This is a genomic window from Cellulomonas humilata (assembly GCF_030814415.1).
GTDB lineage: Bacteria > Actinomycetota > Actinomycetes > Actinomycetales > Cellulomonadaceae > Cellulomonas > Cellulomonas humilata_A.
Genome location: NZ_JAUSVB010000002.1, coordinates 99213 through 121234 on the forward strand (window position 1 = coordinate 99213; position 22022 = coordinate 121234).

The window sequence follows — 22022 nt, forward strand, 5'->3', positions numbered from 1 at the left end:
TCTGCTGGAGCTAGCCGACGGCGACGGCGCTGGCGCCGCCGTCGATGGTGAGCGTATGACCGGTGATCCACGCGGCGTCGTCGGAGAGCAGGAACGCGACGGGTCCCGCGACGTCCTCGGGCTCGCCGATGCGCCCGAGGGGGTAGGCCGAGGCGAGCGCGGCCTCGCGGTCGCCCTCGTAGAGCGCCTGCGCGAGCCGCGTGCGGACCACTGCGGGGGCGACCGCGTTGACGCGGATGCCGGGGGCCAGCTCGACCGCGAGCTGCTGCGTGAGGTTGAGGAGCGCGGCCTTGGACACGCCGTAGAACGCGACGCCTGGGCTGGCCGACAGGCCCGCCACCGAGGCGGTGTTGACGATCGAGCGGCTCAGGCCGGCGTCGACGGCGGACCGGGTCCAGTCGAGGGCCGCGACCACGTTGACCTCGAGGATCTTGCGGACGACCGAGCTCTCGATCTCGAGCGCGGGGCCGTACGCGGGGTTGATGCCGGCGTTGTTGACCAGGTGGTCCAGGCGGCCGAACCGCTCGCTGATCTGCGCGAACACGTCCGCGCGGTGGTCCGCGTCGTCGGCCTTGCCCGCGAGGCCGAGCGCATGGCCCGCGGCGATCGCGTCGAGCCGCTCGACGGCGGCCGTGAGCGACTCCGGCTTGCGTCCGGTGATGACGACCGTGGCACCCTCGGAGACCAGCCGTTCCGCGACGGCCAGGCCGATCCCGCGGCTCGCCCCGGTGATCAGGGCGACTCTGCCCTCGAACCTGCGCATCCTGCACCCTTCTCGATACCGACTGTTCGGTATGTCGCCAGACAGTAGCGCACTCGCGGCTGCTTTTTTCTGACTCTGCGTCAGATACGACTAGGCTGCGCGTCATGGAACTCGTCTACAACCTGCTCGTCGTCCTCCACCTGCTCGGCTGGGCCATCGTGCTCGGCGGCACCCTGGTCAACCTCCGCACCCCCAAGATCGCCACGGGCGTGCTGCACGGCATCCTCACCGCGCTGGTCACCGGCATCCTGATCGTCGGCATCGCGTCCGCGGGCCTCGCCGGCCACGAGCCGAACACCACGAAGATCGCGGTCAAGCTCGTCGTCGCGCTCGTCGTGGCCACGCTCGTGATTCTCGGGGTGCGCAAGCCGTCGCGCGTTACCACCGGCTACCTCGGTGCCATCGCGGGCCTCACCGCCCTGAACGTCGCGATCGCGGTCCTCTGGCGCTGAGGTTACTGTCCACCCCGTGAACTCTGTCGGTGACCTCCTCGTCGGGCTCGTCGTGCTCGTCGGGCTGTTCGGTGTCGTCGTCCAGGTGCTGCCCGGCGGGCTCCTGGTCGCCGGCGCGATCATCGTCTGGGGCGTCGTCACCGGGGGTGCCGCGGGGTGGACGGTCGTCGCGATCACGGTGGTCGTCACCGTGCTCGCGGGCATCGGCAAGTACCTGCTGGCCGGTCGGCACCTCAAGCGCGCGGGGGTGCCGTCGTCCACGCTGATCTGGGGCGGGGTCGCGGGCGTCGTCGGGTTCTTCGCGATCCCCGTGGTCGGCCTGTTCGTCGGCTTCGTGCTCGGGATCTACCTCGCCGAGTGGGTGCGCTCGCGCGAGGCGCGACCCGCCTGGCGGGCGACCGTGGCGGCGTTGCAGGCCACGGGCCTGACCATCCTCGTGGAGCTCGCCGCTGCTCTGGTGTCCACCGGTGCGTGGCTGACGGCGATGGCGCTGACCTGACCGCCACGCTCCACAGGCAGCACCCGCTGTCAGTCGCGGCGCCTATCCTGGAGGGGCCATGACGTCGCTCTTCGAGAACCTCGCCCTGCCCATCCCGGGCGCCTCCGCAGACCCCTCGGGCGCGGCCCGTCGCCGGGGCGAGGCCGAGGCCCTGCTCCGCGGCCTGAACCCCCAGCAGCGCGAGGCCGTCCTGCACCAGGGCGGGCCGCTGCTGATCGTCGCCGGCGCCGGCTCGGGCAAGACGCGGGTGCTGACCAACCGCATCGCGTACCTGCTGGCCACCGGCCGGGCCCGCGCGGGCGAGGTCATCGCCATCACGTTCACCAACAAGGCCGCCGCGGAGATGCGCGAGCGCGTCGAGAGCCTCGTCGGCCCGGCCGCCGGCCGCATGTGGGTGTCCACGTTCCACTCCGCGTGCGTGCGGATCCTGCGTCGGGAGGCGTCGACCCTGGGCCTGCGGTCCAGCTTCTCCATCTACGACTCCGCGGACTCCCAGCGCCTGCTCACGCTGGTGGCACGGGAGCTGGACCTCGACCCCAAGCGGTACCCGGCCAAGGCGCTGCAGAACAAGATCTCCTCGCTCAAGGACGAGCTGGTGGACCCCGAGACGTTCGCGGCGACCTCCGGCGGAGGTGCGGCCAACGACTTCGACACCGCGCTCGCGCAGGTCTACACGCGCTACCAGGCCCGGTTGAAGCAAGCGCACGCCCTCGACTTCGACGACCTGATCATGACCACGGTCCACCTCCTGCGGGCGTTCCCGGCCGTCGCGGAGCACTACCGGCGCCGGTTCCGGCACGTGCTGGTCGACGAGTACCAGGACACCAACCACGCGCAGTACGCGCTGGTGCGGGAGCTGGTCGGCTCCTCCCGGGGGATCGTCGACGACTCGACCGACATGGAGCTGCCGCGCGGCGAGCTCACCGTTGTTGGTGACGCGGACCAGTCGATCTACGCGTTCCGGGGTGCGTCGATCCGCAACATCCTCGAGTTCGAGGTCGACTACCCGGACGCGCGGACCATCCTGCTGGAGCAGAACTACCGGTCGACGCAGACCATCCTGTCGGCCGCCAACGCGGTGATCAGCCGCAACCCCGGCCGGGAGAACAAGCGCCTCTGGACCGACTCTGGCGCGGGCGCGCAGATCGTCGCGTACGTCGCGGACACCGAGCACGAGGAGGCCCGGTTCGTCGCCGAGGAGATCGACCGCCTGGGGGACTCCGACGGCGTCCGGCCCGGCGACGTCGCCGTGTTCTACCGCGCGAACGCGCAGTCCCGGGCGCTGGAAGAGGTGCTCATCCGCGTCGGGCTGCCGTACAAGGTGGTCGGCGGCACCCGGTTCTACGAGCGCAAGGAGATCAAGGACGCGGTCGCGTACCTGCGTGCGCTCGACAACCCCGACGACGACGTCAGCGTCCGCCGCATCCTCAACGTGCCCAAGCGCGGGCTGGGGGACCGGTCCGAGGCGATGGTCGCGTCGTACGCGGAGCGCGAGCGCATCTCGTTCGGCGCGGCGCTCGACCGCCTCGACGAGGTCCCGGGCCTGGGCACGCGCGCGATCACCGGGCTGTCGGCGTTCGCGGCGATGATGACGGACCTGCGCGTGCTCGCCTCCACCGCCGGACCCGCCGAGGTCCTCGGCGCCGTGCTCGAGCGCTCCGGCTACCTCGCCGAGCTGCGGGCCAGCGACGACCCGCAGGACGGCTCCCGGGTGGAGAACCTGGCCGAGCTGCACGCGGTCGCCTCGGAGTTCGAGCAGAACGACCCGGAGGGCGTCCTCGCCGACTTCCTCGAGCGCGTCTCGCTCGTCGCGGACTCCGACCAGATCCCCGACGACGACGGCGGGGACGACGACGGCGAGACCCGGCCGGACCCCGGCGTCGTCACGCTGATGACCCTGCACACCGCCAAGGGCCTCGAGTTCCCCGTCGTCTTCCTCACGGGGATGGAGGACGGCACCTTCCCCCACCAGCGCTCGTTGTCGGACTCGCAGCAGCTGGAGGAGGAGCGCCGCCTCGCCTACGTCGGGCTGACGCGGGCGCGGGAGCGCCTGTACATCTCGCGCGCAGCCGTCCGCACGGCCTGGGGCGTGCCCAACGAGTTCCCACCCAGCCGGTTCCTCGACGACCTGCCGGACGAGCTCATCGACTGGCGCCGGCGGGAGTCCTCCACCTCGCAGCTGCGCGGCGGCTGGGGCTCGGGCTACGGCTCGGGCGGCGGTGGCTACCGGGCGTCGTCGCCACCACGCGCGGAGCGTGAGGCGCGACCGGCGCTGCCCTCCACCGGCGCGAGCTTCGGCTCCGCCAAGCCGCGGCCCGACTCGGCCATCCCGCAGCTGTCGGTCGGGGACCGCGTCACGCACGACTCGTACGGGTTGGGCACCGTCATCGCGCTCGAGGGAGCCGGTCCGAACGCGGTGGCCAAGGTCGACTTCGGCACCGACGGCGTCAAGCGGCTCCTGCTGCGGTTCTCGCCGGTCACGAAGCTCTGACGCCCGGGCACCCACGCCCGGGTGCGCAGGACCGTCGACAGCGTCCAGGAGGTCACCGTCAGCCGACCGGTACGTCGGCCCACACGGCGGTGACTGCCTCGCGCACCGCGGCCGGCCCGACGCCGACCGCGGCGAGCGCCCGATAGGCGGTGGTGTCGTCCAGCCGGACGGCGGCGAGCAACAGGTGGCCGCTGTCGATGCGGCGGTGCTTGCAGCGGATCGCCTCGCGCAGCGCGACCTCGAGCAGCTTCTTGGCGTCGGCGTCGAACGGCAGGTGCCCCTTGGTGGGTGCCGCGCCGCTCACCGCGTCGAGCGCTCCCGGACCGAACGACGCCTCGACCTGAGCGCGGACGGCCTCCAGGTCGACCCCGATCCCGGCCAGCGCGTCAGCGTCGATGGCGTGCGCCGGCTGTGCCCGGACCGTGGCGAGCAGCGCGGAGTGGTCGACGCCCAGCCGGCCCAGCGCCTGTGCGGCGACCGTGTCGGGTGACCGCACCGTACCGAGCAGCACGTGCTCAGGCCCGATCCGGTCCGCACCCAGCGTGCGCGCCTCGTCCTGGGCGTGGACCACCGCCTCGCGGGCGTCCTTGGCGAATCTCTCGAACATCAGCCGAACCTCTTCCCGTACTTCTTGTGGACCGCCTGCCGGGAGACCCCCAGGGCGGCGGCGACCTGCTGCCAGGACCATCCGAGCCGCCGGGCGCGCTCGACGTGCAGTGCTTCCAGCCGGTCGGCCAGCGCGCGCAGCGAGCGAACGGCCCGCAGACCGTCGGCAGGCTCGGCCGCGCTGGCGGCTGCGGTCATGAGCTCATCGGACATGGTCGTCAACCTACGTTGACGTTCCATCGTCTGTCAATCACGGTTGACAGAACGACCGTCATCGATCGCGATGTGCGAGGTCAGCGCGATGCGTGACAACGGTGATCTGTTGCACGTTTCGGACACCGCCAGCACAGTGGGAGCAGATCCAGCGGCGGGTCGGGCCGTTGGGCGGGAGCAGACGGGGAGGTGCGCCGTGGACGTGCGACGTGCGCGCAGGGTCAAGATCGGGCTGGCCGGGCTTGCAGTACTCGGCATCGGAGCGGCGCTCACGAGCGCCGCGTGGACGGACGTGGTGTTCTTCGACGCCGACGTCACCACCGGAAACTTCAACCTCCAGGGCGCACTGCCCGCCAGCCAGACGGCGCCGGTGATACCGGGGACGGCTGACGCCGCCTGGGAAGAGTCCGACGACATCACCGCGATCACGCTGAACTTCGGCTCGGTCCAGGTCGCGCCGGGGGATCCGCCGACGGTGCTGACGGGATACGTCCGCAACGACCCGGCGAGCACGTGGACGGGTGACGTGACCGCGATCGGTCTCGACCCCACCTCGACCCTGCCCGCAGGGATCACCGCCGTCGTGGCGTTCACGCCCGCAGCCCTCCCGCAGGATCTGGCTCCCGGTGCGACAGCGACGTTCACTCTCACGGTCACCGCGGGCCCCACCGCGGTGGAGGGCGCGACCGGCCGGATCATCGTCCGGGTCGACGGCGTGTCGGACGACCCGGTCGCCCCCTGATCGTCGCCGGTGCGTCGAGGTCACGCTGTGCTCGGTAGACCAGCGCGGCCCCACCACGGGGGCGCAGCTCTCGTGGTGGCGCTCGCGGCCACGCTCATCGCCGCCCTCCCGGGGGCGGCGGTGCCCGCGCGCGCGGCCGAGCTCGTGACCGCGGCGACGGACTCGGCCGTGACCCCCGGCACGCTGCAGTTCGGGGCGATGGACCCCGGGACGACGGAGGTCCGGACGGCGACGCTGACCACGGACGCGCCGGACGGCGCCGCGTTCGTCCGAGCGGTCGTGTCCGGGACCGGTGCGTTGGCCGACCACCTGACGACGCAGGTCGAGGCCTGCACGGTCGCGTGGACCGCGGAGGGCTGCAGCGCCGGCGGCGTAGTTCTGCTCGACGGTCCGGTCGCGCCGGGGGTGGACGCCACGCTCGACGTGCCCGTCCCGGCGAGCGGGGTCGCGTATCTGCGCGTCGCACTCGCCCTGGACGCCGCTGCGCCCGGCAACGAGGCGAGCACGGTCAGCTACGAGCTGCACCTGCTGGCACCCGACGCCATCGTGCCGCCGACGCCGCCGGAGCCCGCGAGCCCGGTACCGCTCCCCACGACCGGCGCCGAGGCCGCGGCGCTCGGAGCAGCCGCCCTCGCGCTCGTCGCGCTGGGCCTGACCCTGCGCGCCTGGGTGCGCGAGCGCCGCCGCGCAGGGACGACCGGGTGGACACCGTGACGCGGGCGACGGTGGTCAGGCGACGAGTGGCGGCCCTGTCGGTCGCCGTGCTCGGTGGTCTCCTCGCGGTTGCCGCACTCGTGCCGACGGCCACGTCGTCGGCGTGGCAGGACAGGGTGTACGCCGACGCCGACGTGCTGATCCTCCCCAACCTGGTTCCCAACGAGCTCGACGCGGGCGTCGGCTTCACGTGTGCTCTCGTCGTCGGCGACATGTGGTGCTGGGGTGAGGGCGGCGACGGCCAGCTCGGGGTGGGCACCACCGCCGACGCTGGTGTCCCGGTGTCCGCGGGCAACGGCGTGACCGCGATGGTCGTGGGCACGGCTGACAGCGTGAATGCCGGGAACGGCTACGCGTGCGGCGCCTCCGGCGGACGGGCGTACTGCTGGGGAGCAGGTGGGGGCAAGCTCGGCGACTTCAACGTCGCGGAGCCGTACCTGGTGCCAGGCTCGTCCGTCCCCACGGCGGTGTACGACCTGCCCGCCGGCACCGGGAACCAGTACCAGTCACCGCTGTACAACCAGGTCGTCCGGGACGTCGTGGCCGGGCAGGACATCTCGTGCGCGGTGACGGAGATCACTGCGCCAGCGAACACCCCGGGAGCGTGCTGGGGGCTCCAGGTCGGGCTCACCCGTCCGCCGTCCCCCGCGCCGCAGAGCTGGGCCAACGCGCCGATCACCTTGCCGAGCATCGCGCAGGACCCGAACAGCCAGCTCCCCGCGGGCGTACCGATCTCCTCGCTCACGTCGGACTTCGAGGACGCCTGCTTCATCGCGGCCGGTATCGACTACTGCTGGGGCACGAACGAGCAGGGCCAGCTCGGCGTCGGCAGTGTGAACGTTCCGTACCCCTACCCCGTCCGGGTGCTTCAGGGCGCCATGCCCGCAGGGCCGGTTGACGCGATAGCTGCCGGACCGTTCCACACGTGTGCGATCGCCGCCGCCCAGGTCTTCTGCTGGGGGCTGGCCAGCGGCGGGCGACTCGGCATCGGATTCGTCCCTGGTGCGCAGACGACCCCGGCGGCCGTCATCGGGCTCGGCGGCCGCTCGATGGTCGCCGTCTCCGCCGGCGACGCGTCGACCTGTGCGCTCGAGAGCACGGGGCAAGCTTGGTGCTGGGGCTCGAACTCCGCCGGGCAGCTCGGCACGACGCAGGTGCCGCTCTTCGGATCCAGCGAAGAACCGGTCGCGGTCCAGCAGCCGGCCGGCATCCGGTTCACGGCCATCTCGGCCGGCGCGAACCACGTGTGCGCCATCGCCGACGACAACATCTACTGCTGGGGCGCAGCCGGAACGCTCGGCACGGGCGCCGGACAGGTGGTCGCCCCGGTCCCGTCCGTCCCGGTGACCGCCACCTGGAGCACGCCGTGAGGGCGCTGCGGGTCACGGCGGACGCGCTCCTCACCGTCGCCGCGATCGTCGGGGTGCTGGGGTTCGCGCTGTTCATCGGTGTGCGCCTGGGGGCCGTCCAACCGCTCGTCGTCACGTCAGGCTCGATGCGGCCGACGTACGAGACAGGAGACCTGGTGGTGTCCCGGACCGTCGCCGCCGCCTCCTTGGAGACGGGTGACGTCGCCACCTTGCGCGACGCCGGCGGGCGCCTCATCACGCACCGGGTCGTGGCCGTCGCGCCCGCCGACGGCACGCAGGGGGGCGCGACGGTCTCGGTCGAGATGCAGGGGGACGCCAACGCGCAGGCCGACCCGCGGCCCTACGTCGTCGAGCAGGCGCTCGTGCCGGTCGTCCGGGTCCCAGGCATGGGCCCCCTGATCGCGACGGTGCAGCGCCCGGTGGTCGCCGTACCGGCGCTCGTTGCGGTCGCGGCGCTGGTCGCGATCGCGTTCGTGCCGAGCGGGACCCCGCTGCCCGCGCCGCCCGAGGCAGATCCCGTGGCACGCGGGCGCCAGGCGGCGCACGTACCGGAGGGGTGACTCGCGGGTCAGTCGTGCGCGACGATGCAGGGACGGGGCAGGTCGCGGTTGTCGACGACGACCGTCGCGCGCGTCGCCGGGCGGCAGGTGGCGAGGTAGTGGCGCTGCCCCTCGACGTAGCGGGCGTTCGCGGGGTGGGTCGGGTCCGGCGAGCAGCCGTCGCGGACGGCCATGCGGGCGAACGTCTCGGCGAAGTCGACGTCGAGGTACACCGAGAAGTCCCACCAGGCGGCCAGCTCGTCGCGGTGCAGGAAGATCCCGTCGACGACCAGGACCGTGCTGTCCGTGCCGTGCTCGCGCGGCAGGTCGAGCGCGGTGTCGGTGGCGACGTCGCGGACGGCACGGCGGAACCGGCGGGACCCTCCCGGCGCGAACGGCTCCAGGACCTGGGTGCGCAGGGCGTCGTAGTCGTAGGAGTCGGCCCAGAAGCCCTCGGGGGAGTGCCGGCCACGGCGGTAGCGCTCGTCGCGCGGGCGGTGGAACCCGTCTACGCCGATCCGCACGACTGTGCGTCCCTCCCGCAGCAGCTCGGCGGCGAGCTCGTCGGCGAACGTGGTCTTGCCTGCGCCGTCCATGCCGTCGATCCCGACCAGGACCGGCCGGCCGAGCGCGCGGGGGTCCGCGATGCGGTGCGCCACCTCCCGCAGCACGGCGAGGCGAGCGACGGACGCCGTGGGCGCCGTGTCCGAGGGGGCGCTCATCGTGCCCGAGGCAGTGCAGCCACGACCGCATCCGGATCCATGCGGGGAACGTAGCGGATCGGGACGATTCGGGGGAGGGGTTGCGAAGAATGTGTGGATGATCCGACGTCGCGTACGCCACATCTCTCGATGTGAAGATATCTGTGGGTGCCCGCTACCATCGACCGGGGCGTTTCGGCCGCACAGAGGCCGTCGAACGCCGGTGATGAGAGGACCCAGACCAGGTGGACCTGTTCGAGTACCAGGCACGTGACATCTTCGAGAAGCACGGCGTCCCCGTGCTCGGCGGCGTCGTCGCCACGACTCCCGAGGAGGCTCGCGCCGGCGCGGAGCAGCTCCTGGGCGGTCAGCCGGGCGTCGTCGTCGTCAAGGCGCAGGTCAAGGTCGGTGGCCGCGGCAAGGCCGGCGGCGTGAAGCTGGCCCGGTCCGCGGACGACGCGGCCGAGAAGGCCACCGAGATCCTCGGCATGGACATCAAGGGCCACACGGTCCACCGCGTGATGATCGCCGCGGGCGCCAAGATCGCGACCGAGTTCTACTTCTCCCTCCTGCTGGACCGCGCCGAGCGCCGCTACCTGGCCATGTGCTCGGTCGAGGGCGGCATGGACATCGAGCAGCTCGCGGTGGAGCGTCCCGACGCCCTCGCCAAGGTCGCGGTCGACCCGCGCACCGGCATCGACCAGGCCAAGGCCGACGAGATCGTCGCCGCCGCCGGGTTCGCGCCGGACATCGCCCCCAAGGTCGCCGCGGTCCTGCAGACGCTCTGGACCGTCTATCGCAGCGAGGACGCCACGCTCGTCGAGGTGAACCCGCTGGTCCTCACCGAGGACGGCGAGATCGTCGCGCTCGACGGCAAGGTCACGCTCGACGAGAACGCGGGCTTCCGTCACCCGGAGCACGCCGACCTCGAGGACGCCGCCGCGGCGGACCCGCTCGAGGCGCGCGCCAAGGAGGCCGACCTCAACTACGTCAAGCTGGACGGCGAGGTCGGCATCATCGGCAATGGCGCCGGGCTCGTCATGAGCACGCTGGACGTCGTCGCCTACGCCGGTGAGAAGCACGGTGGCGTCAAGCCCGCCAACTTCCTCGACATCGGTGGCGGCGCGAGCGCCGAGATCATGGCGGCCGGCCTGCACATCATCCTCACGGACCCACAGGTCAAGTCAGTGTTCGTCAACGTCTTCGGCGGCATCACCGCCTGCGACGCGGTCGCCAACGGCATCGTCGCGGCGCTCGAGATCCTCGGCGACGAGGAGAACAAGCCGCTGGTCGTGCGCCTGGACGGCAACAACGTGCTCGAGGGTCGTCGGATCCTCGCCGAGGCCGGCCACCCCCTGGTCACGATCGCGGACACGATGGACGGCGGCGCCGACAAGGCGGCCGAGCTCGCCCACGCCGCGGCCTGAATCCCTGACGCAGAGAGAAGCAGACACTCACATGGCGATCTTCCTGACCGAGGCATCCAAGGTCATCGTCCAGGGCATGACGGGTTCCGAGGGCCAGAAGCACACGACCCGCATGCTCGCATCCGGCACGTCCGTCGTCGGCGGGGTGAACCCGCGCAAGGCGGGAACCTCGGTCGCGTTCGGTGACGTGGACGTCCCCGTCTTCGGCTCCGTGTCCGAGGCGATGGACGCCACCGGCGCCGACGTCTCCGTCGTCTTCGTGCCGCCCGCCCACACCAAGGCCGCCGTCGTCGAGGCGATCGAGGCGGGCATCCCGCTCGTCGTCATCATCACCGAGGGCGTCCCGGTGGCCGACACCGCCGAGTTCTTCGCGCTCGCGGTGGAGAAGAACGTGCGGCTCATCGGCCCCAACTGCCCCGGCCTGATCAGCCCCGGGAAGTCCAACGTCGGCATCATCCCCGCGGACATCACGGGCCCCGGCCGCGTCGGCCTCGTGTCGAAGTCCGGCACGCTGACCTACCAGATGATGTACGAGCTGCGGGACTTCGGGTTCTCCACGGCCATCGGCATCGGCGGCGACCCGATCATCGGCACCACGCACATCGACGCCCTCGCGGCGTTCGAGGCGGACCCCGACACCGAGGTCATCGTGATGATCGGTGAGATCGGTGGCGACGCCGAGGAGCGTGCGGCGGCCTACATCGCCGAGCACGTCACCAAGCCCGTCGTCGGCTACGTCGCCGGGTTCACGGCCCCCGAGGGCAAGACGATGGGCCACGCCGGCGCCATCGTGTCCGGCTCGTCGGGGACCGCGCAGGCCAAGAAGGAGGCCCTCGAGGCCGCGGGCGTCAAGGTCGGCAAGACGCCGTCCGAGACGGCCGACCTCGCGCGCCAGCTCCTGAGCTGACCACTCCTCCGTCGACCCCGGTGAGCCCCGCTCGCCGGGGTCGACGTGTCTGACCCGACAGCCGACGCGCCGTGCCGGGTTCGTCACTCCGGCGAGCGCGGCAGCGACCATGGCACGGTGAGCGCCACCGGTCCCCGCACGGGGGGCACACCCGTCGTCGACCGTCGCCGTCGCCGCACGCTGTCCGACGACCCGACGCCCACCTTCTTCACGAGCGCCCTCGACGGTGCGCCGCGCTGGGTCGCGGGGGTCCTGTCCGCGCTGCAGGCCGCGCTGCTCTCGTTCCTCGTCCTCACGCTCCCCGCGGTCGCGGCGTACGTCGCCACGTCGGCGGACCCGTCGAACAGCGGGGTCGGCTGGTTCCGCTCCGTCGGGGTCGGCTCGGCGATGTGGCTGCTCGGGCACGGGGTCCCCGCGCACGTCGGCCCGGTCGTCGTGAGCCTGGTGCCGCTCGGGGTGACGCTGCTCGCGCTCTTCGTCTGCTACGCCTCGGCACGCCGCTCCGGGTTGGCCACGTGGTCGGCGTACGCGGCGGGCGTCGGCACGTACACCCTGGTCGCCGTCCTGCTCGCCCTCGTCACCGGCGTGGTCGGGATCGACCTCGCGCGCGCGTTCGTGGGCGGTGCGACCGTCTCCGCGATCGGCCTCGGCGCGGGCCTGCTCGCCCGTCCCGAGGCGCCGGCGCTGCGCGCGCTCACCCGGCCCGTGTGGTCCCGGTGCCCCGCACCTCTTCGTACCGGCGCCGCGGGCGGGCTGCTCGCGTCGGCCGCGCTGGTGACCGTCGCCGCGCTCGTGACCGCGCTGTGGATCCTCGCGGGCCGGGCCACCATCGGTGACGTCGTGCGCGGGCTCGGCCTCGACGCCGTCGGCGGCGTCGTGCTGGCCGTCGCGGAGCTGGCCTACCTGCCGAACCTGGTCGTGTGGGCGCTCGCGTGGCTGACCGGCGCGGGCTTCGCGGTCGGCGAGGGGACGCACTTCGCGCCCGACGACGTCGTCGGCGGTGCGCTGCCCGCGGTGCCGATGCTCGGCGCGCTCCCGTCCTCCGACGTCGTCGGACCTGCGACGAGCCTGGTCCCGCTCGTGCTCGTGGCGGTCGGGGCCTTCGTGGGGCTGTACGTCCACCGCAGGCTGACGCCGCAGCGGTGGTGGGAGTCGGCGCTCGCATGCGCCGCGGCCGCGGTGGGCACCGTCGTCGTGGTCACGCTGCTCGTCACGCTGGCGAGCGGTGGGATCGGCCCGGACCGGCTGTCGGTGGTCGGCGCGCAGGGCGGCGTCGTCGGGCTGCTCGCAGGAGCCGGGGTTCTCGTGGGGGCACTGTTCGTCGCGTTGCCCGGCGATGCGCTGCTGCGCGCGGAGATCGCTCGGGTCGTCCGTGCGCTGGTGCCGCGCGACCGGTCCTGACTCGTCTCAGGACCCGGTGCTGCTGTCCTCGACGGAGGTGCGCAGGTCGTCGAGGTACTGCTCGAACTCCCTCTCGCAGGCGCTCGTCGCCCCGATCGTCAGGGCGCGTTCGAGACACTCCTGCTTCTCCTGCTGCGCAGGCCAGAGGGCCAGCTGCACGCTCAGGAGCAGCGTCCAGGACAGGGCGATGACCAGTCCGGCGGCGAGCAGGGGCGCGAGCCCGCGCGACCGGGCGCGGAGTGCGACCATCATGGCGCGGGCGCCGACGACGATCGCACCGAGCGCGAACGGGAGGGCGGCAGCCTGCCACGGCAGCCGGAGCGTGGCCACGAGCACGGACGCGAGCACGAGCACCGCGAACAGCCGCGTGAGGCTCGTCGCGCGCGCCGTGCCCTCGGCATCCGCCGGCGGGCGCTCCGGGACGACCGGCGGCTGCTGCGGCGCGCCGGCAGGCGGCCAGACCGGGGCGTCCTGGACCGGCGCGTCGTCCGTGGTGCCTGGACGGTTCTCCGGGGGCGCGTACGGGTTGCTCACCCGTGCATTCTCGCCCACGAACGGCCGGCGCCGGACGGGCCGTCCGCACCGGTGCGCTCCGCCGGTAGGGTCGGCGCGTGACGCACGAGACGCCCCAGCGACCTGCCCCGGCCACCCGCGAGTCGGGCCGGCTCGTGGTCCTCGTCTCCGGCACCGGCTCGAACCTGGCGGCGCTGCTGGCCGCCCACGACGACCCCGCCTACGGTGCCCGCGTCGTGGCGGTGATCGCGGACCGAGGGAACATCCGGGCGCTCGACATCGCGCGCGAGGCGGGCATCCCGACGGCGGTCGTCTCGGTCAAGGACTTCGACGACCGGGCCGCGTGGGACGCTGCTGTCGCAGAGACCGTGGCGGTGTTCTCGCCCGACCTGATCGTGCTCGCCGGGTTCATGAAGCTGTTCGGTGCCACGTTCCTCGGGCGGTTCGGCGGACGGATCGTCAACACCCACCCGGCCCTGCTGCCGTCGTTCCCCGGTGCGCACGGCGTGCGGGACGCGCTGGCGTACGGGGTCAAGGTCACGGGGTGCACGGTGATGGTGGTCGACGAGGGCATCGACACCGGTCCGATCCTCGCGCAGGCGACCGTCGCGATCGAGCCCGACGACGACGAGGCGACGCTGCACGAGCGGATCAAGGCCGTCGAGCAGCCCCTGCTCGTCGAGTGGGTCGGACGCATCGCGCGCGGCGGGCTGCGCGTCGAGGGCCGGCACGCGATCGTCGGACGCGCCTGAGCGCTCGCCGGGAGTGCCACCCTGCCGCCAGGACGGCGGTCTCAGCTGTCGCGGTCGATCCGGCCCTCGGGGACTCGTTCGAGCCGCGTCCAGCCACGCCATCCGCGTTGCTCGAGGATCGCCAGCAGCCGTCGGGCGACCGGTGTGGACTCGGCCATGGCCGCGTCCAGCAGGGTGGCGAACGGGTCCGACGCATCGGCGTCGCCGATCTCCAGCGCACCGCTCTGCACAGCGCGGATGCGGAGGTCCTCGACGATGTCGGCGAGCTCGACGACTCGCGGGTCGTCGTCCGACCAGTCCGACACGGAGCCGAGGAGGCGGTAGAGCCGGGTCATGTCCGGGTCCTCGTCCAGCTGCCGGTTCTTCTCGGCGATCACGGCCTCGATGTCGAGCGGAATCTGCGGGGCGAGCATGATCCACGCGTCCCTCTCGAGCTCGATGTAGGCCTCGCCGACGCCGAGCCCGCGCAGCCGGTCCAGGTAGTCCAGGACGATCTGGGGGAGAGCCAGGTGATCGCCGGCGGCGAGCTTCGCGATCCGCTTGCGGTTGCTCTGGAGGCGACGGATGTCGGCGCGCAGGGCCTCGTCGAGCTCCTCGACTGCTCGGGCGAACTCGTCCGGGCCGGCCACGAGGAGCTCCTGCACTCGAGCGAGCGGCACGCCCGCATCCGCCAGCACCCGGATCCGGATCAGCCGCACGACGGCGGCTGCGTCGTAGCTGCGGTAGCCGGAGTGGTCGCGTTCGGGCTCGGCGAGCAGGCCGATCTGGTGGTAGTGCCGGACTGTGCGCACCGTCACCCCGGCGTAGGAGGCCAGCTGGCCGATCGTGAGCATGGGCTCCAGACTGCCTCAGCCGGCGACACCGCGGACCGCCTCGGCGATCGTGCGGAAGTCCTTGCGGAGGATCGCGCCGTGATTGCTCGCGACCTTGGCGTGGATCGTGATGCGGGGGTTGCGTTCGGCCACCGCGGGCACGCTGGCGCGGATCTTCTCCTGCCCGTCTCCCGTGCTCCCGAACGACCTCCCGGATGCGAGGACGTACCGGGTCGGGACGGTGATCGTGTCCATCACCGGGCCGAGCTCCCGTTCACGCGCGAGCCTGCCGACGTCGATGTTGCACTCGGCCATCTCCAGGGCGGTCATCCGCGGCGTGAGTCCCGTGACGCGCAGCGGCACCATCAGCCACTGGAGGCGACGGAAGACCGTTCGGATCCCTTGCTCCATCTCGTCCGTGAGCCAGTCGTGCGGCTGAGCTCCATCGACCAGCACAGCGCCGATCGTCCGGGCCGGGTTGCGGCTCACCCAGTGTGCAGCGACGAAGGCGCCGTACGACCACCCGACCACCAGCGCCCGGTCGACACCTCGCGCGTCGAGCACTGCATCGACATCGCGGACGGCGGCCTCGAACGAGTAGTCCGCCGAGCGTCCTGACCTGCGCCCACGGGCACGCTCGTCGAAGGTGATGTGTCGCCAGCCTGGCCCGAGCTCGGCGATGACCCGCCGCCAGTAGCCCTGGGTGGCGAACTGGCCGTTGAGGTAGATCACCGGCGTGCCGGAGCCACCCGAGTCGGTGACGGCCAGAGCAGTGTCGTCGACCGGCACCATGCCGGTCCAGATCGGGGTCGAGGTCCTGTCGAGCATGGCGTCTCCGTTCCGTCCTGCGCCGTGCGATCCAGCATGCAGGCGTGACGTTGCGTCAGGGTCAAGCCTCGGCGGACGCCACCGGCCGTGGTCCGGATGTCGGCGGTTCTCCCGTGGGGGCGGCTAGACTCGACCCCGGTCGTGACTGGCGCAGGTGGGTGCAACCACCGGGGAGCGGCTGCAGTGCCCCGCCTCGCACCGCCCGCCTGGGTGCATGGGTCCGCCCTAGCCGACCCTGCATCAGGAGCCGCCGCCCATGTCCTCCACCGAGAACCAGCGCCCCGTCCGTCGGGCCCTCGTCAGCGTCTACGACAAGACCGGCCTGACCGAGCTCGCCGAAGCCCTGCACGCCGCCGGGGTCGAGATCGTCTCCACCGGCTCGACCGCCTCCACCATCGCCGCCACCGGCGTCCCTGTGACCCGCGTCGAGGAGCTCACCGGCTTCCCCGAGTGCCTCGACGGGCGCGTCAAGACGCTGCACCCGCGGGTGCACGCCGGCGTGCTGGCCGACACCCGGCTCCCGGAGCACCTCGCGCAGCTGGACGAGCTGGGCATCGCCCCGTTCGAGCTGGTCGTCGTCAACCTCTACCCGTTCACCGCCACGGTCGAGTCCGGCGCCAGGCCCGACGAGTGCGTCGAGCAGATCGACATCGGCGGCCCGTCGATGGTCCGCGCGGCCGCCAAGAACCACCCGAGCGTGGCCGTCGTGGTCGACCCCGCGCGGTATCCCGAGGTCATCGCCGCCGTCCAGGGAGGCGGCTTCACGCTGGCCGCCCGCCGCCTGCTCGCCGCGGACGCGTTCGCGCACACCGCCGCGTACGACGCCGCGGTCGCCAGCTGGTTCGCCGCCGACTACGCGCCCGACGAGGAGGCCGCCGACTCCGGCTTCCCGGCGTTCACCGGGACCACGTGGGTGCGCGGCGAGGTGCTCCGCTACGGCGAGAACCCGCACCAGCGCGCGGCGCTCTACCTGACGCCCGACGGCGCGGCGGGACGCGGGCTGGCCGGTGCGCAGCAGCTGCACGGCAAGGCGATGAGCTACAACAACTACGTCGACGCCGACGCCGCCTGGCGGGCCGCGCACGACCACACCGGCCCCGCGGTCGCGATCATCAAGCACGCCAACCCGTGCGGCATCGCGGTCGGCACCGACGTGGCGGACGCCCACGCGAAGGCGCACGCGTGCGACCCGGTCTCCGCCTTCGGCGGCGTCATCGCCACCAACCGGACCCTCACGGCCGCCGCCGCGGAGCAGATCGCGCCGGTGTTCACCGAGGTCGTGGTCGCCCCCGGGTTCGAGCTCGAGGCGCTCGAGATCCTCGCGCGCAAGAAGAACATCCGGCTCCTGCAGGTGACGCCCGTCGAGGGCGTGGCCACGGAGCGCCGTGCCGTGAGCGGCGGGCTGCTCGTGCAGGAGCTCGACCAGGTCGACGCCGCCGGTGACGACCCGTCGGGCTGGACCCTGGCCGCGGGTGCCGCGGCCGACGACGCCACGCTCGCCGACCTGACCTTCGCCTGGCGGGCCGTGCGCGCCGTGAAGTCGAACGCGATCCTGCTCGCCGACGCGGGAGCGTCCGTGGGCGTCGGGATGGGACAGGTCAACCGCGTGGACTCGTGCCGGCTCGCGGTCGAGCGGGCCAACGCGGGGGACACCGAGCGGGCGCGGGGAGCCGTCGCCGCCTCGGACGCGTTCTTCCCGTTCGCCGACGGCGCCCAGGTGCTCATCGACGCCGGCGTGCGCGCCATCGTGCAGCCGGGCGGGTCCGTCCGGGACGAGGAGGTCATCGCCGCGGCGCAGGCCGCCGGGGTGACGCTCTACCTGACGGGCACCCGGCACTTCGCGCACTGAGCGCGCTAGACGAGGGACGCCTCCCGCAGGAGCCGCCCCGGGTCGACCGCCAGCGCGCGGTCGAGCCGGGGCAGGCCCGGCGCGGTGAACAGCCTGCGTGCGGCGCCGACGTCGCGCGGGCGGTCGACCGTGAGGATCGCGCCGACGTCGTCGGAACCCCGCCGGAACCACAGGGCGCCCCAGCCCCCGCCGCCGGCCGGGTCGCCGCGCAGGACCACCTCGTCGTCGGTGTGCGGAGCGCCGAACAGGGCCAGCTCGTGGCCCAGCTGCGTGGAGAACACATAGGGCGCCACGTCGGTGACGGCGTCGGCCGGGGTGCCCAGCAGGTCCGCGACGAGCGCCGCCGGTCCCCGCAGCGCGCCGTCCCAGTGCCCGCCGGGCACCCAGCCGTGCCGCGGGGAGCGGCGCAGCGCGACGTCGCCCACCGCCCGGACGTTCCGCGGCGCACCGACGACCCGGTGGTGCTCGTCGACCCGCAGCGACCCGTCGGGCTCGCGGGGGAGCGCTCCGGCCAGCCAGTCGGTGGTCGGGCGCGCACCGACCGCCGCGAGCACGACGTCGGCGGCGATCAGCTTGCCGTCCGCGAGGCTGACCCCGTTGGTGCCGACCTCGACCACGTGCTCGCCGGTCAGCAGGCGGACGCCCGCGGCGGCGTACCACGGCGCGGTCAGCTCCCCGACGGTCGGGCCGAGCGCCGCGACGAGCGGCGCGCCGTTCGCCTCGACCACCACGACGTCCACCCCGGCTGCGGCGGCGACGCCGGCGACCTCCGCGCCGATCCACCCCGCGCCGATCACGACGAGCCGCGCACCCGGCACGAGCGCCGCGCGGAGCCGCTCGGCGTCGGCGGCGGTGTGCAGGGTCAGGGCCGCCTCCCAGCCCGGTGGCTGGACGGCGTGCGCGCCGCTGGCCACGACGAGGGCGTCCGCGCCGAGCGCGCCCTGGTCGGTCAGCACCTCTGGTCGCGCCCCCGTCAGCGAGAGCCCGCGCGCCGGGGTGCCCAGGTGGACCTCGTCCGCGAGGGTCAGCAGGTCGGCGCCGATCTCGTCGGCGAGCCACGTCGGGCGGGGGCGGTCCAGGAGGTGCTTCGACAGCGGTGGGCGGTCGTACGGGGCGACCCCCTCGGCGCCGAGCACCACGACCCGCCCGTCGTAGCCCCGCTCCCGCAGCGCCGCGACCGTCTGGGTGGCCGCTAGACCCGCCCCGACGACGAGCACGTCACCGGGTGGTCGAGGGTCCGGGTCGTCGTCGTGGGTCCTGGCGGTCACCTCGCAACGGTAGTCTCCCGTCGGGAGGCACGAGCGAGATGGTGAAGGAGCGCATGAGCGGGGCAGCCGGGGTGCACCACGTCGCTGACGCCCACCCCGACGCCGCCGACGGGTTGCTCCCGGAGCCCCCCGTGGTGGAGCAGCCGCCCTCGACCGGCCCGATCCCCGTCGAAGAGGCCCCGCTGGACCCGCGGGCCATCGCGCGTGCGTCGCTCGACGCCGCCCGCAACGTGTCGCTGTGGTGGACCAGCTCCGGGATCGTCGTCGCCACCGTCGTGGCCCTCGTCGTCGGCACCCGGGCCGGTGCGTTCGTCCTCGCCGCCGTCGCGCTCGCCGGTGCGGTCGTGCGCGCCGTGCTGCCGTCGCCCGGACCCGTGGCCGTCTCGGTGCGGGCCAAGGCCCTCGACGTCGCCGTGCTCGTCCTGCTCGGTGCGGGCCTGGCGCTCCTCGCCCAGATCCTGCCGCGCTGACCGCACGCACGGACGCCCGGGACCGCGAAGGTCCCGGGCGTCCGGATCGTGCGTCGTTCAGGCGGGAGTCAGCGCTCCGTGACCACGAGGACGTCGTCCGTGGTGACGTACGCGTCGTCCTCCTCGAGCAGGTTGTCCTCGGCCGGCTCCGCGGCGAACGCGCGGTAGATCAGGCCGGCCAGGGCGGCGCCGACGAGCGGGGCGACCCAGAACAGCCACAGCTGGCTCAGGGCCCAGCTGTCGGAGAAGATCGCCGAGGCCGTCGAGCGCGCCGGGTTGAGCGACGCGTTCGTCACGGGGATCGCGACGAGGATGAGGACCGCGAGCGCCAGGCCGATGGCGAACGGCGCCTGGACGTTCGCGGACCGGCGGTCCGTCGCGCCGAGGATGATGCCGACGAACACGGCCGTCACGATGATCTCGACCAGCAGCGCGATGACGAGCGAGAACTCGACCTGGCCCTGCGACGCCACCGACAGCGGCGAGTGCTCGGCGTAGCCGTTGGACACGCTGCTGAAGAAGCTCTTCGACGACGCCTCGGCGCCCTGGTTGAGCAGGCCCGGGAGGGCCGCCGGGATGGTGATGAACAGGATCGCGGCGGCGAGGATGCCGCCGACGAGCTGCGCGAGCCAGTAGGGCAGGACGTCCTTCCAGGCCGTCCGGCCACCGATGGCGGCGCCCAGCGTGACGGCCGGGTTGAAGTGCCCGCCCGAGACGTGGCCGACGGCGATGATCCCCGCGAGGACCGCGATGCCGAAGCCGAGGGCGACGCCGAGCGTGCCGCCGAGGCCACTGACCGTGGAGTACAGCGCGATGCCGAGGCCGACCAGCACCAGGGTGAACGTGCCGAACGCCTCGGCGCCGAGCCGGGCCACCAGGCTCGGGCCGGTCACGACGACCGTGCCGGCCGGGACCACGTAGGCGTCGAGCTCCTCGACGACGACGTCCTCGTCGGCCTCGGGCTCGGCGACCGGCTCGACGACCGGCTCGGCGGCGGGTGCCGGGGTGTCGGCGGCGGCTGCGGCCGTCGCCTCCTCGGGCGCGGGCGTGCCGGCAGCGGTGGTGTCGTCGGGCTCCGGGGAGCCTGCGGCCTTGTCGGGGTTGTCCTGTGACATGTCGATCCTGTCGTGAGTAACCGTCGATGGAAGGGCGGTGCGCACGGAGCCTGCCATGGCCGTCTGTGCGGTCGTGGCGACGCGGTGAGCAGCGTCTCGCCCCTGGTGGGTGCCAGCATGCCAGTCCTGGTGGCTGCGGTCACGGTGCGCGCCGAGGGGCGGACTCACGAGATCTCTCGACGTCGAGTAATCTTGTCCCCGGACCCGCGCCGGCAGACGTTCCATCGTGCCGTGCCCCCTTCCGTCCCCAGCACAGGAGATCCCCGCATGGCGAAGATCAAGGTTGTCGGCCCGGTCGTCGAGCTCGACGGCGACGAGATGACGCGCATCATCTGGCAGTTCATCAAGGACCGCCTGATCCACCCGTACCTCGACATCGACCTGCGCTACTACGACCTGTCGATCCAGCACCGCGACGCCACCGACGACCAGGTGACCATCGACGCCGCGAACGCCATCAAGGAGCACGGCGTCGGTGTCAAGTGCGCGACGATCACGCCCGACGAGGCGCGCGTCGAGGAGTTCGGCCTGAAGAAGATGTGGGTCTCGCCCAACGGCACCATCCGCAACATCCTGGGCGGCGTCGTCTTCCGCGAGCCGATCATCATCAGCAACATCCCGCGCCTGGTGCCGGGCTGGAACAAGCCGATCATCATCGGCCGTCACGCCCACGGCGACCAGTACAAGGCGACCAACTTCAAGGTCCCCGGTGCCGGCACGCTCACGCTGACCTACACGCCCGCGGACGGCTCCGAGCCGATCAACCAGACCGTCGTGACGTACCCCGACGGCGGCGGTGTGGCCATGGGCATGTACAACTTCAACGACTCGATCCGCGACTTCGCGCGCGCCTCGTTCGCCTACGGCCTGCAGCGCGGCTACCCGGTGTACCTGTCGACCAAGAACACGATCCTCAAGGCCTACGACGGCGCGTTCAAGGACATCTTCCAGGAGGTCTTCGACGCCGAGTACGCGGCGGACTTCGCTGCCGCCGGCCTCACGTACGAGCACCGCCTCATCGACGACATGGTCGCCGCGGCCATGAAGTGGGAGGGCGGCTACGTCTGGGCCTGCAAGAACTACGACGGTGACGTGCAGTCCGACACCGTGGCCCAGGGCTTCGGCTCGCTCGGCCTCATGACCTCCGTGCTCATGACGCCCGACGGCAAGACGGTCGAGGCGGAGGCCGCCCACGGCACCGTGACGCGCCACTACCGCCAGCACCAGGCCGGCAAGCCGACGTCGACCAACCCGATCGCGTCGATCTACGCCTGGACCGGTGGCCTGAAGCACCGCGGCAAGCTGGACGGCACGCCCGAGGTCACGCAGTTCGCGGAGACGCTCGAGCAGGTCGTCATCGAGACCGTCGAGTCGGGCGCCATGACCAAGGACCTCGCGGCCCTCGTCGGGCCCGAACAGGCATGGCAGACGACCGAGGAGTTCCTCGCGACGCTCGACGCCAACCTGGCGGCCAAGCTCGCCTGATCCTGCTCGTCACTGACGGCGTCCACCCAGGCCAGGGTGGGCGCCGTCGGTCGTCTGCGGGGTAGCGTGAGGGCGCCGTCGTCGTCGATCGAAGGAGCCCGTTCC

The 22022-nt window shown here is 72.7% G+C and carries 23 protein-coding genes and 1 riboswitch; of the genes, 14 read left to right on the forward strand and 9 right to left on the reverse strand.

The annotated features are described in order from the left end of the window. Positions 1 to 10: 10 nt before the first annotated feature. Positions 11 to 763 carry an SDR family oxidoreductase gene (locus tag J2X26_RS06640; RefSeq protein ID WP_307490857.1) on the reverse strand — a complete coding sequence of 251 codons (753 nt, stop codon included), beginning with the start codon at positions 761 to 763 and terminating at the stop codon, positions 11 to 13. A gap of 104 nt (positions 764 to 867) precedes the next feature. On the opposite strand from J2X26_RS06640, the gene J2X26_RS06645 reads away from it, so the two are divergent. Genes J2X26_RS06645 through pcrA form a run of 3 tightly spaced genes read left to right on the forward strand, consistent with a single transcriptional unit; the run spans position 868 to position 4205 of the window. Continuing rightward, positions 868 to 1215 (forward strand): hypothetical protein, encoded by a 348-nt coding sequence (locus J2X26_RS06645; protein WP_307490858.1) that lies wholly within the window; start codon positions 868 to 870, stop codon positions 1213 to 1215. Positions 1216 to 1231: 16 nt separating this feature from the next. Next, positions 1232 to 1714: a DUF456 domain-containing protein gene (locus J2X26_RS06650; protein WP_307490860.1), complete on the forward strand. Its 483-nt coding sequence runs from the start codon at positions 1232 to 1234 to the stop codon at positions 1712 to 1714. Between the two features lie 58 nt (positions 1715 to 1772). Next, positions 1773 to 4205, forward strand: coding sequence for a DNA helicase PcrA (pcrA, locus tag J2X26_RS06655; protein WP_307490861.1), 2433 nt, complete (start codon positions 1773 to 1775; stop codon positions 4203 to 4205). Positions 4206 to 4263: 58 nt separating this feature from the next. Here pcrA and J2X26_RS06660 read toward each other — a convergent pair whose 3' ends face one another. Together J2X26_RS06660 and J2X26_RS06665 are read right to left on the reverse strand one after the other, a co-directional pair. After that, positions 4264 to 4812 (reverse strand): Clp protease N-terminal domain-containing protein, encoded by a 549-nt coding sequence (locus tag J2X26_RS06660; RefSeq protein ID WP_307490863.1) that lies wholly within the window; start codon positions 4810 to 4812, stop codon positions 4264 to 4266. Further along, on the reverse strand, positions 4812 to 5024 hold the full coding sequence (locus tag J2X26_RS06665) for an RNA polymerase subunit sigma-70 (RefSeq protein WP_146844185.1): 213 nt from the start codon (positions 5022 to 5024) through the stop codon (positions 4812 to 4814). Before J2X26_RS06665 ends, J2X26_RS06660 begins: the two co-directional genes overlap by 1 nt. Positions 5025 to 5220: 196 nt before the next feature. Between J2X26_RS06665 and J2X26_RS06670 the strand changes: the two genes are divergently transcribed. From J2X26_RS06670 to J2X26_RS06685, 4 genes are read left to right on the forward strand one after another with little or no spacing between them, the layout of a single operon-like run. Next, positions 5221 to 5766: a hypothetical protein gene (locus tag J2X26_RS06670; RefSeq protein WP_307490866.1), complete on the forward strand. Its 546-nt coding sequence runs from the start codon at positions 5221 to 5223 to the stop codon at positions 5764 to 5766. 27 nt (positions 5767 to 5793) lie between these two features. Further along, positions 5794 to 6480 (forward strand): hypothetical protein, encoded by a 687-nt coding sequence (locus J2X26_RS06675; protein ID WP_307490868.1) that lies wholly within the window; start codon positions 5794 to 5796, stop codon positions 6478 to 6480. Then, on the forward strand, positions 6468 to 7850 hold the full coding sequence (locus J2X26_RS06680) for an RCC1 domain-containing protein (RefSeq protein ID WP_307490869.1): 1383 nt from the start codon (positions 6468 to 6470) through the stop codon (positions 7848 to 7850). Before J2X26_RS06675 ends, J2X26_RS06680 begins: the two co-directional genes overlap by 13 nt. Continuing rightward, a complete protein-coding gene (locus tag J2X26_RS06685; RefSeq protein WP_307490871.1) occupies positions 7847 to 8410 on the forward strand; it encodes a signal peptidase I in 564 nt (187 codons plus the stop codon). The genes J2X26_RS06680 and J2X26_RS06685 overlap by 4 nt, the downstream gene beginning before the upstream one ends. Positions 8411 to 8418: 8 nt before the next feature. Here the strand turns inward: J2X26_RS06685 and J2X26_RS06690 are convergent, their stop codons facing one another. Next, positions 8419 to 9111: an AAA family ATPase gene (locus J2X26_RS06690; protein WP_307490872.1), complete on the reverse strand. Its 693-nt coding sequence runs from the start codon at positions 9109 to 9111 to the stop codon at positions 8419 to 8421. 224 nt (positions 9112 to 9335) lie between these two features. Between J2X26_RS06690 and sucC the strand changes: the two genes are divergently transcribed. The 3 genes from sucC (at position 9336) to J2X26_RS06705 (ending at position 12825) form a co-directional block, all read left to right on the forward strand. Then, entirely contained in the window at positions 9336 to 10517 is a 1182-nt protein-coding gene (gene sucC / locus J2X26_RS06695; protein ID WP_307490873.1) for an ADP-forming succinate--CoA ligase subunit beta, read from the forward strand. A gap of 31 nt (positions 10518 to 10548) precedes the next feature. Further along, on the forward strand, positions 10549 to 11424 hold the full coding sequence (gene sucD, locus J2X26_RS06700) for a succinate--CoA ligase subunit alpha (protein ID WP_307490875.1): 876 nt from the start codon (positions 10549 to 10551) through the stop codon (positions 11422 to 11424). 117 nt (positions 11425 to 11541) lie between these two features. Then, the gene (locus J2X26_RS06705) at positions 11542 to 12825 is read left to right on the forward strand and encodes a cell division protein PerM (RefSeq protein ID WP_307490877.1); all 1284 of its coding nucleotides are present in this window, start codon (positions 11542 to 11544) and stop codon (positions 12823 to 12825) included. 6 nt (positions 12826 to 12831) lie between these two features. On the opposite strand, the gene J2X26_RS06710 is transcribed toward J2X26_RS06705, so the two are convergent. After that, positions 12832 to 13359: a hypothetical protein gene (locus tag J2X26_RS06710; RefSeq protein WP_307490878.1), complete on the reverse strand. Its 528-nt coding sequence runs from the start codon at positions 13357 to 13359 to the stop codon at positions 12832 to 12834. A gap of 77 nt (positions 13360 to 13436) precedes the next feature. Between J2X26_RS06710 and purN the strand changes: the two genes are divergently transcribed. Continuing rightward, a complete protein-coding gene (gene purN / locus J2X26_RS06715) occupies positions 13437 to 14090 on the forward strand; it encodes a phosphoribosylglycinamide formyltransferase (RefSeq protein WP_307490879.1) in 654 nt (217 codons plus the stop codon). A gap of 41 nt (positions 14091 to 14131) precedes the next feature. On the opposite strand, the gene J2X26_RS06720 is transcribed toward purN, so the two are convergent. Further along, on the reverse strand, positions 14132 to 14923 hold the full coding sequence (locus J2X26_RS06720; RefSeq protein ID WP_307490881.1) for a MerR family transcriptional regulator: 792 nt from the start codon (positions 14921 to 14923) through the stop codon (positions 14132 to 14134). A gap of 15 nt (positions 14924 to 14938) precedes the next feature. Continuing rightward, the gene (locus J2X26_RS06725; RefSeq protein ID WP_307490882.1) at positions 14939 to 15730 is read right to left on the reverse strand and encodes an alpha/beta fold hydrolase; all 792 of its coding nucleotides are present in this window, start codon (positions 15728 to 15730) and stop codon (positions 14939 to 14941) included. Between the two features lie 131 nt (positions 15731 to 15861). Then, positions 15862 to 15949: riboswitch (ZMP/ZTP riboswitch) on the forward strand. Positions 15950 to 15986: 37 nt separating this feature from the next. Between J2X26_RS06725 and purH the strand changes: the two genes are divergently transcribed. Then, the gene (purH, locus tag J2X26_RS06730) at positions 15987 to 17579 is read left to right on the forward strand and encodes a bifunctional phosphoribosylaminoimidazolecarboxamide formyltransferase/IMP cyclohydrolase (protein ID WP_307490884.1); all 1593 of its coding nucleotides are present in this window, start codon (positions 15987 to 15989) and stop codon (positions 17577 to 17579) included. A gap of 5 nt (positions 17580 to 17584) precedes the next feature. Here purH and J2X26_RS06735 read toward each other — a convergent pair whose 3' ends face one another. After that, positions 17585 to 18847 carry an NAD(P)/FAD-dependent oxidoreductase gene (locus tag J2X26_RS06735; RefSeq protein WP_307490886.1) on the reverse strand — a complete coding sequence of 421 codons (1263 nt, stop codon included), beginning with the start codon at positions 18845 to 18847 and terminating at the stop codon, positions 17585 to 17587. 53 nt (positions 18848 to 18900) lie between these two features. On the opposite strand from J2X26_RS06735, the gene J2X26_RS06740 reads away from it, so the two are divergent. Beyond that, positions 18901 to 19317, forward strand: a complete 417-nt coding sequence (locus J2X26_RS06740) for a DUF3017 domain-containing protein (RefSeq protein WP_307490887.1) — start codon at positions 18901 to 18903, stop codon at positions 19315 to 19317. A gap of 68 nt (positions 19318 to 19385) precedes the next feature. Here the strand turns inward: J2X26_RS06740 and J2X26_RS06745 are convergent, their stop codons facing one another. After that, the gene (locus tag J2X26_RS06745) at positions 19386 to 20432 is read right to left on the reverse strand and encodes an MIP family channel protein (protein WP_307490889.1); all 1047 of its coding nucleotides are present in this window, start codon (positions 20430 to 20432) and stop codon (positions 19386 to 19388) included. Positions 20433 to 20699: 267 nt separating this feature from the next. Here J2X26_RS06745 and J2X26_RS06750 point away from each other — a divergent pair, with 267 nt between their 5' ends. Beyond that, positions 20700 to 21917, forward strand: coding sequence for an NADP-dependent isocitrate dehydrogenase (locus J2X26_RS06750; protein WP_307490891.1), 1218 nt, complete (start codon positions 20700 to 20702; stop codon positions 21915 to 21917). Positions 21918 to 22022: the final 105 nt, after the last annotated feature.

What these genes read in the sequence shown, in the direction of transcription:
- J2X26_RS06640 (WP_307490857.1), bottom strand. Translation starts at nt 763, where the DNA reads ATGCGCAGGTTCGAGGGCAGAGTCGCCCTGATCACCGGGGCGAGCCGC.
- J2X26_RS06645 (WP_307490858.1), top strand. Translation starts at nt 868, where the DNA reads ATGGAACTCGTCTACAACCTGCTCGTCGTCCTCCACCTGCTCGGCTGG.
- pcrA (WP_307490861.1), top strand. Translation starts at nt 1,773, where the DNA reads ATGACGTCGCTCTTCGAGAACCTCGCCCTGCCCATCCCGGGCGCCTCC.
- J2X26_RS06660 (WP_307490863.1), bottom strand. Translation starts at nt 4,812, where the DNA reads ATGTTCGAGAGATTCGCCAAGGACGCCCGCGAGGCGGTGGTCCACGCC.
- J2X26_RS06665 (WP_146844185.1), bottom strand. Translation starts at nt 5,024, where the DNA reads ATGTCCGATGAGCTCATGACCGCAGCCGCCAGCGCGGCCGAGCCTGCC.
- J2X26_RS06690 (WP_307490872.1), bottom strand. Translation starts at nt 9,111, where the DNA reads ATGAGCGCCCCCTCGGACACGGCGCCCACGGCGTCCGTCGCTCGCCTC.
- sucD (WP_307490875.1), top strand. Translation starts at nt 10,549, where the DNA reads ATGGCGATCTTCCTGACCGAGGCATCCAAGGTCATCGTCCAGGGCATG.
- J2X26_RS06720 (WP_307490881.1), bottom strand. Translation starts at nt 14,923, where the DNA reads ATGCTCACGATCGGCCAGCTGGCCTCCTACGCCGGGGTGACGGTGCGC.
- J2X26_RS06725 (WP_307490882.1), bottom strand. Translation starts at nt 15,730, where the DNA reads ATGCTCGACAGGACCTCGACCCCGATCTGGACCGGCATGGTGCCGGTC.
- purH (WP_307490884.1), top strand. Translation starts at nt 15,987, where the DNA reads ATGTCCTCCACCGAGAACCAGCGCCCCGTCCGTCGGGCCCTCGTCAGC.
- J2X26_RS06740 (WP_307490887.1), top strand. Translation starts at nt 18,901, where the DNA reads ATGAGCGGGGCAGCCGGGGTGCACCACGTCGCTGACGCCCACCCCGAC.
- J2X26_RS06745 (WP_307490889.1), bottom strand. Translation starts at nt 20,432, where the DNA reads ATGTCACAGGACAACCCCGACAAGGCCGCAGGCTCCCCGGAGCCCGAC.
- J2X26_RS06750 (WP_307490891.1), top strand. Translation starts at nt 20,700, where the DNA reads ATGGCGAAGATCAAGGTTGTCGGCCCGGTCGTCGAGCTCGACGGCGAC.